General features: G+C 51.5%; 11 protein-coding genes. All 11 read right to left on the bottom strand.

Annotation, left to right across the window (positions count from 1 at the left end; translation table 11 throughout):
- Positions 1 to 40: 40 nt before the first annotated feature.
- The 11 genes from rnhB to ACXAD4_RS03105 all read right to left on the bottom strand — a co-directional run bounded on the left by rnhB (position 41) and on the right by ACXAD4_RS03105 (position 11,814).
- Positions 41 to 646: a ribonuclease HII gene (gene rnhB / locus ACXAD4_RS03155; RefSeq protein ID WP_317524571.1), complete on the bottom strand. Its 606-nt coding sequence runs from the start codon at positions 644 to 646 to the stop codon at positions 41 to 43.
- Position 647: 1 nt separating this feature from the next.
- The gene (gene lpxB, locus ACXAD4_RS03150; RefSeq protein ID WP_475238624.1) at positions 648 to 1,787 is read right to left on the bottom strand and encodes a lipid-A-disaccharide synthase; all 1,140 of its coding nucleotides are present in this window, start codon (positions 1,785 to 1,787) and stop codon (positions 648 to 650) included.
- A gap of 1 nt (position 1,788) precedes the next feature.
- Positions 1,789 to 2,577, bottom strand: a complete 789-nt coding sequence (gene lpxA, locus ACXAD4_RS03145; protein WP_187461378.1) for an acyl-ACP--UDP-N-acetylglucosamine O-acyltransferase — start codon at positions 2,575 to 2,577, stop codon at positions 1,789 to 1,791.
- Complete coding sequence (fabZ, locus tag ACXAD4_RS03140; protein WP_039458239.1) at positions 2,577 to 3,029, bottom strand: 3-hydroxyacyl-ACP dehydratase FabZ; 453 nt, start codon at positions 3,027 to 3,029, stop codon at positions 2,577 to 2,579. Before fabZ ends, lpxA begins: the two co-directional genes overlap by 1 nt.
- Before the next feature lie 94 nt (positions 3,030 to 3,123).
- Entirely contained in the window at positions 3,124 to 4,149 is a 1,026-nt protein-coding gene (gene lpxD, locus ACXAD4_RS03135) for a UDP-3-O-(3-hydroxymyristoyl)glucosamine N-acyltransferase (RefSeq protein ID WP_475238622.1), read from the bottom strand.
- Positions 4,150 to 4,428: 279 nt separating this feature from the next.
- Positions 4,429 to 4,938, bottom strand: coding sequence for an OmpH family outer membrane protein (locus ACXAD4_RS03130; protein WP_107301038.1), 510 nt, complete (start codon positions 4,936 to 4,938; stop codon positions 4,429 to 4,431).
- A 19-nt stretch (positions 4,939 to 4,957) separates the two neighbouring features.
- Positions 4,958 to 7,363: an outer membrane protein assembly factor BamA gene (bamA, locus tag ACXAD4_RS03125; protein WP_475238619.1), complete on the bottom strand. Its 2,406-nt coding sequence runs from the start codon at positions 7,361 to 7,363 to the stop codon at positions 4,958 to 4,960.
- Between the two features lie 35 nt (positions 7,364 to 7,398).
- Positions 7,399 to 8,751 carry a sigma E protease regulator RseP gene (gene rseP, locus ACXAD4_RS03120; RefSeq protein ID WP_475238618.1) on the bottom strand — a complete coding sequence of 451 codons (1,353 nt, stop codon included), beginning with the start codon at positions 8,749 to 8,751 and terminating at the stop codon, positions 7,399 to 7,401.
- On the bottom strand, positions 8,748 to 9,944 hold the full coding sequence (gene ispC, locus ACXAD4_RS03115; protein ID WP_475238615.1) for a 1-deoxy-D-xylulose-5-phosphate reductoisomerase: 1,197 nt from the start codon (positions 9,942 to 9,944) through the stop codon (positions 8,748 to 8,750). The genes rseP and ispC overlap by 4 nt, the downstream gene beginning before the upstream one ends.
- A 112-nt stretch (positions 9,945 to 10,056) precedes the next feature.
- Entirely contained in the window at positions 10,057 to 10,920 is an 864-nt protein-coding gene (locus tag ACXAD4_RS03110; RefSeq protein WP_475238613.1) for a phosphatidate cytidylyltransferase, read from the bottom strand.
- A gap of 129 nt (positions 10,921 to 11,049) precedes the next feature.
- Entirely contained in the window at positions 11,050 to 11,814 is a 765-nt protein-coding gene (locus tag ACXAD4_RS03105; protein ID WP_475238610.1) for an isoprenyl transferase, read from the bottom strand.
- Positions 11,815 to 11,855: the final 41 nt, after the last annotated feature.

The following is an 11,855-nucleotide window of genomic DNA, read 5'->3' as shown; positions in this document are numbered from 1 at the left end:
GGATGCAAAAATCCGCGGGTTGGCAGGATTATAACCGCCTTCAGTCCAGCCCGAGGATGCGCTTGACCGGTTTGAAGCTTTTGCGGTGCTGCTCGATAGCGCCATGCTCGGCTAGTGCCTCAAAATGCGCCTTGGTTGGATACCCTTTGTGCTTGGCAAAGCCATATTGCGGATACTCTGCGTCCAATACTTCCATCTCGCGATCGCGGGTGACTTTCGCCAGGATAGATGCGGCACTGATCTCGGCAACTCGCAAATCACCCTTCACTACCGCCTGCGCCGCCATCGGCAGCTCAGGGATACGGTTACCATCCACCAACACAAAATCAGGCTGGACAGACAATCCGGCGACCGCACGCTGCATTGCCACCATGGTCGCCTGCAGGATATTGAGCTGATCAATCTCTTCCGGCTCGCAGCGGCCTAATGACCAAGCCAGTGCCTTCTCTTTGATTTCATCAAACAGCAGGTTGCGCTTCTTCTCGGTCAGTTTCTTTGAGTCCGTCAGCCCCTCGATAGGGTTGGCCGGATCCAAAATGACCGCAGCGGTCACCACTGCCCCAACCAAAGGGCCACGGCCAACTTCATCGACACCGGCAATACAGCTTGCTACCGGATACTCAAACGGTTCTAGTTCTTTGCTCATGTTACTTATCAATCAGTTGTAATACCGCCTCTGCAGCCTTCTGATCCGCATTACACTTGATCAGCTGGTGCAGGCGGCTAAATTCAGCCATCAGCTCAGTGTTGTCGGCTTCGAGGAAACAGTTCACCTCAGCCGCCAAGTTTGCTGGCGTGCAGTCATCCTGCAGCAGCTCCGGCACCAGCTCGCGGTCGGCAAGGATATTGGCCAGAGACACATACTTGGTCTTAAGCATCTTCTTGGCCAGCCACGCTGTCAGCGGCTTGACCTTGTAACCTACCACCATCGGCCGTTTGACCAGCATACACTCCAGTGCCACCGTACCGGACGCCAGCAGTACTGCATCAGAGGCAATCATGACATTGCGCGCGGTATCGTCGACCAGCACGAAATCGAGCTCAGGTGCAGTTTCACGCCATGCCTGTTCAAACTGGGCACGTCGCTTCTGGTTAACCAAGGCAACGACAAACCCGAGATCCGGGTGCTGCGCCTTGAGTAGCTTGCAGGTTTCGATAAACGGAGGCGCCAGCAGTTCCATTTCGCCGCCACGACTACCCGGTAAGACTGCCAGCCAGCGTTTGTCCTGTTCGAGCCCTAGTAACTCGCGCGCAGCAACTTGATCGGTCTCCATCGGGATCGCATCCGCCATGGTATGACCGATAAACTCACACGGTACGTTAAACTTGTCGTAGAAGGCTTTCTCGAATGGCAAGAAGGCTAACACCAGATTGGTGGCGGCTTCGATTTTGAAGATCCGCTTCTGGCGCCACGCCCACACTGACGGGCTGACGTAGTGCACGGTTTTGATCCCGGCATCTTTGAGGTTGCGTTCCAGTCGCAGGTTGAAGTCCGGCGCATCAATGCCGACAAAGACATCCGGCGGATTATCGGTAAAGTATTTGACCAATTCGGCCTTGACCTTGAACAGCCGAGGCAGGCGACCAAGCACTTCGACAATGCCCATCACCGCCAGCTCTTCCATGTCAAACAGCGTCTCGCAGCCCTCGGCCTGCATCCGCGGCCCGGCGATACCAACAAACTCGGCATCCGGATACTGCTTGCGTACCGCCTTCATAAAGCCGGCACCTAAAATATCGCCGGAGATTTCCCCGGCGACAATTCCTATTCGAAGTGGCTTCGTCATCTTAACGAATAATTCCGCGTTCGGTGTTATTCAGTGCATCCAGGAACAAACCAACAGACGGCCACTCTTCGGCCATCTCGGCCAGTACCGGCTTCACTTCTTCCATGGTTTTACCTGAACGGTAAATTTCCTTATAGGCACGGCGCAATGCATGTAGCTCTTTCTTCTCAAAGCCATTACGCTGCAAGCCAACCAAGTTAAGACCGTAAGGTGTTGCGTGGTTACCCTGCGCCAGCACATAAGGAGGCACATCTTGAACTACTGCCGAACAACCGCCAACATAGCTGAAGGCACCAACGGTACAGAATGGGTGAATAGCAGAAAGCGCCATCACGCCAGCATGGTCGGCAACAGTTACGTGGCCCCCCAGAATCGAGTTGTTGCCGATGTGGGTATGGTTACCCACCACCACGTCATGGGCAATGTGGGCATTGACGCACAGCAGGTTATCGTTGCCTACGATGGTCACGCCTTTGTCCTGGATAGTACCACGGTGGATCTGGACGCTTTCGCGGATCACGTTGCGGTCGCCAATCTCCAGTCGGGTCGGCTCGCCGTTGTACTTCTTGTCCTGGCACTCTTCGCCAACAATGGCATACGGGAAGATACGGTTATCGTTACCGATCTTGGTTGGGCCCTTGATCACGACATGTGACATGATCTCGTTGCCGTCACCGATTTCGACGTCTTTGCCGATATAGGTAAACGGGCCAACCGTAACATTGGCGCCAATCTTAACGCCTTCTTCAATCACCGCCGACGGGTGAATCTGCGCAGTTTCGTGGATCATTAAAACTCTCGTCTTGCACATTTCAGCTCTGCTGAACAAACCACTTCGCCATCAACTTTCGCTACACCATTAAACATAGCAATACCGCGGCGCTCCTTCAGGAATTCCACTTCGATGACCAGCTGATCGCCCGGTACAACCGGCTTACGGAATTTACCGTTATCTACGCTAGCAAAGTAGTACAGCTCATTTTCCGCTGGCGCGCCGAACGTTTTAAATGCCAGCAGGCCCGTTGCCTGAGCCATCGCCTCAAGGATCATAACACCCGGGAAAACCGGCATTTTTGGAAAGTGACCCGTAAACTGAGGTTCGTTAACAGACACATTCTTGATACCTGTCAGGGTCTTGCCTTCTTCATAATGGGTTACGCGATCAATCATCAGAAACGGGTAACGATGCGGTAGAAGCTCTTGAATCTCTGTAATATTCAGCGTTTTATTTTCGCTAGTCAAAACTGAATTCCTGTTTGAAAAATTAAAAATGCGGTTCGCTCGAAAAGCAAAGCGGCCAGTCTACTTGGCCGCGAAGACGGTTCCTGGTAGGCGCTTAATCGCCTTTTTCCAGTTGCTTTTCAACGGCTTTAAGACGTTTGTTCATCTCGTCAATCTTCATTGTACGAGCGGCAGTCTTACGCCATTCCTTGTTCGGTTGAAGCGGGATACCAGAAGAGTACATGCCCTTCTCTTCAATGCTGCGCATCACCATACCCATACCAGTAATGGTCACGCCGTCGGCGATTTCGATATGGCCATTAAGCACTGATGCGCCGCCGATAATACAGTATTTACCAATTTTGGTACTGCCAGCAACAATGGTACCACCGGCCATGGCGGTACCATATCCGATCTGCACGTTGTGGGCGATTTGCATCTGATTATCGATGATCACGTTATCTTCGATGATGGTATCGTCCAGCGCACCGCGGTCAATGGTGGTACACGCACCGATTTCAACACGGTTGCCGATACGCACACTGCCTAGCTGCGGGATCTTTACCCACTCGCCTTTGTCATTGGCATAGCCAAAACCGTCGGCACCAATCACAGTGCTCGACTGGACCAGACACTGCTCACCCAGCACCACATTGTGGTAAATGGTTACATTCGCCCATAGCTTAGTGCCTGCGCCAATCTGGGCATTTTTTCCGATAAAACATCCCGCACCAATTTGGGCGTTAGCACCGATACGTGCGCCGGCTTCGATAACAGCGTTGTGGCCGATAGAAACATTCTCACCAAGCTGCGCGGTTGGATCGACATAGGCCGATGGCGCAATATCAGAAGCAGCGGCAGGTGTGGTATCCAGCAATTGAGCTACTTTGGCATAGCCCAGGTAAGGGTCGGCCATCAGCAGGGCATTACCTTCGAAGCCCTCGGCATCCGCTTCTTTGAGCATTACGGCTGCCGCTTGGCACTCCGCCAATTGCTTACGGTATTTACTGCTCGACAGGAAGGTGATCTGGCCTTCACCGGCCGTCGCCATCCCCGCAACAGATTCGATAACTACAGTGCCATCACCACGAAGTTCAGCACCCAGCTTAGCTGCTATATCAGCAAGAGTCATTCCAGCCATTCGATACCTTATATATTTTTAATTCTGTGTTGGCATACCTGGTATTAAACAGGGAGATACCCCTGATTGGTATACACCACCAACCGGTAATTCTATCTTGTTACAATATAAACACTACCAATTGAGCATCTATGTTGACGCAGAATACCATTCCACTTGGTAAGACCAGTATGCAAGGGGCTATCCGCCCAAAATAAAACAAGTCGAAAGATGAAGTTTACCAAAGTATCCCCCATTCTTTCGACTTATATGAAGAGTTTCTGAGATGTTAAGGCAAGCTTACTTAACGGCAGAAATCACTTTCGAAGACAGATCGTCGCTCGGACTTGCGTACAATACCGCATTCGCATCAACAACTAGATCGTAGCCTTCACGTTTGGCAACATCCTGAATCGCAGTACGCAGTTTCTGAACCAGCTTCTGCTCTTCTTCTGCACCACGACGACGCTGATCTTCCTGCAGAGCCTGCGCCTTCAGTTTGTAATTAGACTCCAATGCCTGCATTTCGCGCTGCAGTTTAGTCTTCTCACTTGAGCTCATCAGCTCGCCATCACGCTTCATTTTGTCAACTTTGGTCTTCATGCGACCTTCGATGCCACGAAGCTCATCGATGCGATCTTTAAACTCATTGCGTAGCTTTTCAGACACATTGTAACGCTGAGCCAGCTGCGCCATTGCCTGGCCAGTTGCCACGTAACCCACCTTTTGTGCGGCTTCTGCGGCTTGGGCGTAAAATGACGACGACAAAATCACAAGGCTTAGGCCAGCCGCTTTCATCCACTGTTTCAAAGGGTATCTCCTCAAATATTTAGAATGTTCGACCAATGGTGAAGGTGAAGAACTCTTCATCATCACCCTCGTATTTCTTGATTGGCTTAGCAACCGAGAATACGAGCGGTCCCATTGGCGACATCCACTGTAGGGCTGCACCATAAGATGCACGAATCAAAGACGGATCGGAATAATCATTAATATATTTGCCTTCCGCGCTGCTCGGCACATCATATTCCGTATCCCACACCGTACCGGCATCGACAAACACACTGGTACGAATTTGGTTGCGGACCTCATCAGACGCAAATGGCGTCGGAACGATCAGCTCCATACTGGCCAGTGCAACGGCATTACCACCAGCCGCGTCATCTGAACCAACATACGTATTGTTGTTACCGTCGCCTGGATTTACATAGATGGCCTTAGGACCAACTGTGTTCGAGCGGAAACCACGCAGGGTCGAGAAACCACCGGCATAGTAGTTTTCATAGAACGGCAACAGCTGATCACTACCGTTATCCGTCGTGCCGTAACCATTACCGTAACCGACTCGGCCACGCAGCAACAGACTGTAGTCGTGGTCTTCGGTCAGCGGGAAGTACTGGCGCACATCATACTGGGCCTTGAAGTACTGGGCATCCGATCCCGGAATCGTCATCCGGAACGTCGCACGCTGGTGGTTACCGGCGGTTGGGAAGTAACCACGGTTGAGGTTATTTCGAGTCCAGGAAACCGACCAGTTGAAATCATCCAGCTCGATAATATTATCGCCGCGGTCAAAGCCGTGGATCTGCTTGAATTTCTCGATTTGGACGTATTCCTGGGTATTGGAGATCTTGTTGTGATCATAACCCAAACCGAATTCGAAGAAGTTCAGCTCATCAAACGGGAAACCCCACGTCAGGCTGGCACCGTAGCTCTGGTTGGTATAGTCGGAGATGTTGGCGTCGGACGCCTCAAACTCGTTGTAGTACACCTTACCACCCAAACTGATACCATCGAGCGTGAAGTACGGATCACGGTACTCCAAGCTGACGTTTTTCTGGTAATCGTTCATCATCGCATTGATACCAAAACGATTACCGGTACCTAGGAAGTTATCCTGCTGGATACCCGCCTGGAAACTGATCCCCGATTCGGTACCATAACCAACACCGAAGTTGATGTTACCGGCATTGGCTTCTTTTACCGTGTATTGCAGATCAACCTGATCGTCGGTACCCGGTACTCGAACCGTCTGGACATCAACGGTTTCGAAGAAGCCGGTACGGCTCAAACGCTCTTTACCACGCTCAACCGAGCGGGAGTTCAACCAGCTACCTTCCATCTGGCGCATTTCACGGCGCAAGACTTCATCTTTGGTCGAGGTGTTGCCCGAGAAACCGATGTTACGGACATAGATACGCTTGCCAGGCTCAACGTTGACAATCAGAGCGACCTCTTGGTTGTCATCATCAAAATCAGGAATGGTATTGACCTGCGGGTAGGCATAGCCAAGCTCGCCGAGCTTGCGCTTGAGCGCCTCTTCCAGAGCAGTCACTTCGGCACCGTTGTAGACATCGCCACCTTCGATAGCAATGAGAGATTCTAACTCAGCGCTCTTGCCCAGCAAGTCACCACGCAATTGTACGTTCTTGATTTTGTACTGCTCACCCTCATCAACTTTCAGGGTGATATAGACCCCTTTCTTGTCTGGGGAGATCGCAACTTGAGTCGAATCAAGACGGTACTTGAGGTAACCATTGTTGAGGTACATCGAGCGCAGGGTCTCCAAGTCTCCTGCCAGTACCTGCTTCTGGTATTTCTTGTCAGCGAAGAAATTCCACCACGATACTTCAGACTGAAGCTTGAATTTATCGCGTAACTCATCGTCACTGAACACTTCGTTACCGATGAAGTTGATCTGCTCGATTTCGGCCGATACCCCTTCGGTAAACACAAATTTCAAGTCAGCACGATTACGCGGCAGAGGCGTCACAACCGCCTGTACTGTCGCGTTGTATTTACCGACACTGTAGTAGAAGTCTTCCAAGCCTTTTTCAATTTTGCTCAGGGTCGTACGGTCAAGCGATTCGCCGACACGAATACGGGAAGCGTCGAGGTTCTCCTTCAGCTGCTCTTCCTTGATAGCCTTGTTGCCAGAAAAGGTAATACTGGCAATCGTCGGACGCTCCTGCACCTGCACCAACAAGGTGTCTCCATCGCGGAAAACCTGGATATCCTCGAAATTACCTGACGCAAACAGCGACTGGATCATCTCGGAAATATCACCCTCATCGACATTGTCACCAACCCTTACCGGCATTTGGAGCAATGCGGCACCGAGCGTCACACGCTGGAGGCCCTCAAAGCGGATATCGTCTACTACAAATTGTTCCGCACTCTGCGCAACACTACTGCCTAGCAGTAGCGATGCGACCAACAGTTTTTTCATCGCCATTACTGTTCTGATTATTCCTTGCTAAAACGCTCTTATTAAAGGCGGGTAAAATCATTGAATAGCGCCACAGCCATTAATGCAACCAAAATAGCTGAGCCCACTCTATAGCCTATATCCTGAACACGTTCAGAAACAGGACGACGTGTTACCGCTTCGATGGCAAAAAACATCAAATGTCCACCATCCAATACCGGAAGCGGCAACAGATTGACAATCCCCAGATTGACACTGATCAAGGCCAAGAAACCCAGGAAGTACACCACACCGTAGTCGGCGGTCATCCCTGCTCCTTTGGCAATCGAGATCGGGCCACTCAAATTTTTCATTGCCACATCACCGGTCACCAACTTGGTCACCATATCAAAGGTCAATGTGACTAGCTGCCAAGTTTTTTCGGCAGCCTTACCCACCGCCTCAATCGGTCCATACTGCAAATTAATGCGGTACGATTCAGGCCATGGTTCGACTTTCGGTGCAAACCCTGCGTAACCTACCTGCTCTTCACCCGCCTCTTTCGCCGCAGGGGTCAGAGACAGTACAACCGGCTCACCGTCGCGCAATACTTCCATTTCCAGCGCCTGCTGAGGATGGGAGCGCACAGCATCAACCACTTGCTGCCAGTCGGTCACGCTTTCTCCGTCGATTGCAATAATTTCGTCATTTAAACGTAAACCGGCGGAAATTGCTGCTCCGTCTTCCACAAGTTGTGAAATGACCAGAGTAATTTTAGGCGAGTATGGTGTGATACCCAATGTGGTAAGCACGCGCTCACTTTCCGGGTCAAACGACCAGCTAGACAAGTCGAGTTGCTTCTCGATTTCGTAGCTAGTGCCTGGCTCGGTAACAGTCAGCACCATCTCTTTATCGCCAATGTGGGAGATCATCGCCATATTAACGGATTCCCAATCAGCGGTTTTGATTCCTGAAATGGTCTTTAGTTCCATTCCACTTTCAATTCCTGCCTCAGCAGCAATCGATTGTGGCGCGATTTCACCAATTACCGGCTTCACAGCAGGCACACCAATCAGGTAAACAACCCAGTAAGCGACAATAGCAAACAAGAAGTTAGCCAAAGGCCCGGCAGCGACGATGGCACTGCGCTGCCATAGTTTCTTGTTATTGAACGCCATGTGGCGACGGTGTGAATCAACCGGCTCGACGCGCTCGTCGAGCATTTTGACATAGCCTCCCAGAGGGATCATTGCCAGGGTATATTCGGTACCGTCCTTGCCTACTTTGCGCCAAAGGGCCTTACCAAAGCCAATAGAGAACTTCTCGACATAGACCCCACAACGGCGTGCAACCCAGAAATGCCCATATTCATGTACGGCAATCAGTATCCCGAGAGCGAGTAGAAATGCGCCTAGGTTCCACAATATTCCTGTCATAACGATACCTTACGTATTACTTCCTGTGCCAAGACTCGGGTCATTCTATCTAGCTCAATAACGCTTTCCAAGTCAGTTGGCTCAACCAGTGAGGCAGACTCCAACACCTGGCTGTTCACCTTGGCTATATCGGTAAAGCCCAGGCGATTATCCAAAAACGCCGCAACGGCCTCTTCATTGGCCGCATTAAGTGCTGTTGTCGCCGCCTGGCCGCTAAAGCAAGCATCCATCGCCAACTTCAAGCTCGGGTAGCGCGCAAAATCAGGCTTGAGGAAGGTAAATTCACCGACCTGACTGAAATCCAACGGCGCAACACCCGCATCCACTCTTTCAGGATAGGACATTGCACAGGCAATCGGGGTTCTCATATCGGGTAACCCCATCTGGGCCAGTACCGAACCATCTTTATACTGCACCATCGAGTGGATAACAGATTGCGGGTGGATAATCACATCCATCTGTTCGCGAGATGCATTGAACAGCCAGCGCGCTTCGATAAACTCCAAGCCCTTGTTCATCATAGTAGCCGAGTCGACCGAGATTTTCGGCCCCATAGACCAGTTCGGGTGGGCAATCGCCATCGCCGGCGTTACGGCTGCCAACTCGCTGATGTCGGTATAACGGAATGGGCCGCCAGAGCCCGTCAGTAAGATTTTACTCACACCTGCAGCGCCGAGATCGCAATAGCCCATCGCTCGCTGGACTTGCTCCGGCAGGCTTTGGAAGATGGCATTGTGCTCGCTGTCTACCGGCAGCAGCTCGGCACCGTATTCACGGCAGGCATCGATAAACATCTGCCCGGACATCACCAGGGCTTCTTTGTTGGCGAGCAGGATACGCTTACCCGCCTTGACACCGGCCATCGTCGGCATCAAACCAGCCGCACCGACAATCGCCGCCATCACGGTATCAACTTCATCGAGTGATGCAACTTGGCACATCCCGGCTTCACCGGCCAGCACTTCGGTCGCCACACCTTGTTGGTTTAGCAGTATGCGCAATTGCTCTGCCGCACTTTCCGAGGCCATTGCCGCGTACTTCGGCTGCCACTGGCAGCACAGCTCGAACATTTTCTGGCTATTGCTGCCTGCCGCGAGGGCTACAACATCAAACAACTCGGGGTTTTGTGCAGCAACAGCCAATGTGCTGCTCCCTATAGATCCCGTCGCACCAAGAATCGTTAACTTACGCATACTATCACTTAACAACAAACAATCATTGACTGGCCAATTGAGCATGGCACTCAAGCCGGCAGCAAACAAGTAAGTAATGACTTACACTGCCAGCATGAAATAGAAAGCTGGCTTACACCAGCCATAAATACAGTAGGGCAAAAACAGGAAGGGCGGCTGTCAGGCTATCGATACGATCAAGAATACCGCCGTGGCCAGGCAAGATATTGCCGCTGTCTTTGATACCAGAAACACGCTTGAACATGCTCTCCACCAAATCGCCCAGTACCGAAGCCACCACAGTGACAACAGCTATCAACAGCAGGCTGGACAAGCTCGCAAATGGGATGCCCATCAATGCAGCGCCGCCCCAGGTCACAGCGACAGCCAGTAATGCACCGCCAACCAGCCCTTCAATGGTCTTGTTCGGGCTTACCGCCGGAGCCATCTTGTGTTTACCAAAACGCTTACCGGAGAAATACGCACCGGTATCTGCGGCCCATACCAAGAAGCACACCAACATCACCAGTTTGGCGCCATGGTATGGGTTATCAGGGTAATTTACCGCGCGGAGCATCAAGACGCTCCAGAAGAAAGGTAGCAAGGTCAACAAGCCAAAGAGGTGCTTTAGAGGAGGGGCCGAAGACCAGAACTTGGTACTACCCGGATAGCTGATGGCCAATGCCGAGGCGATAATCCACCATAGGCCGCCAATCAGTAGCATCGACTGGTGCGAGGTTGCCAGCGCTGACAAAGTCTCTACATCGGTTGGCATAATCACCAGTGAAGCCAACATAGCCGCCACCGGAAGAGCCATCGCTACTAGACGCGATTTTGTTTCAACAAATTGTGTCCACTCCCAGAAACCCAAAAGGGTAATAGCCGCAAGGGCTGCAATGAAAGCAGGAAAAGGCAAAAGGAAAATTCCTGCGATAACCAAGGGAGCGAGAATGACTGCGGTAATAATACGTTGCTTAAGCAAACTGCGTCCTCTCATTTTTCTATTGTGACCGTGCCCAACGGCGACGGTGTTTCGGGTAATCCAGTTACCAGTAAAAAAGGCATCGAGACCATAGCCAGATGCCCTATAAAATACATAATCCTGTCAGCGCCGACGAGCGAAAAATTACTTACCCATCAACGCTTGGATTTGTTCACCCGTACAGCCAAAGCGACGTTCCCGGTTAACAAACCACGCAACAGCCTCGACGAAACTATCTTCATCGAAATCCGGCCAGTGCTGATCGGTAAAGTAAAGCTCGGCGTAAGCCGTCTGCCACAGCATGAAATTACTTATTCGGCATTCCCCGCTGGTGCGGATCAAGAGATCAACATCGGGTTGGCCGGCTGTGGACAATCCTGAAGCCAACATGTCTTCAGTGATATCTGATTCTGTGAGTCCTTGCTCAGTCGCTTGCTGAACAAGATGCTTTGCAGCCTGTAAAATATCCCATTGGCCGCCATAATTAGCTGCCACGTTCAGCACCAAGCCGGTATTATCGGCAGTCAATGCTTCTGCATCGGCGATTTTTTTCTGCAAGCGCTCGCTGAATCGGCGGGTATCACCGATGATCCGCAAGCGAATATTGTTCTTGTGCAGGCGCTTTACTTCACGACTGAGTACAGTCATGAACAATTCCATCAGCAAAGAGACTTCGTCTTCGGGACGGCGCCAGTTTTCACTGCTAAACGCGAACAGTGTGACACACTGGATCCCCAGGCGACTTGCGGTCGAGACAGTCTTACGTACGGCTTCAACGCCGGCCTTGTGGCCAAACACTCGAGGCTTGCCCTTGGCTTTTGCCCAGCGTCCATTACCGTCCATAATCACGGCAACGTGCTTTGGCAAGCTGTCAGTACCAAGTGCAGTGTCGATTGTATGCTCTGCCATACATCTCCCTCAAAAAAAAGCGCTGTGCTGCACGCACAGCG

The organism is Photobacterium sp. AWH4_225 (assembly GCF_056158405.1).
The sequence above is the reverse complement of the archived record's forward strand: the minus strand, read 5'-3'. Positions and strand labels throughout refer to the sequence as shown.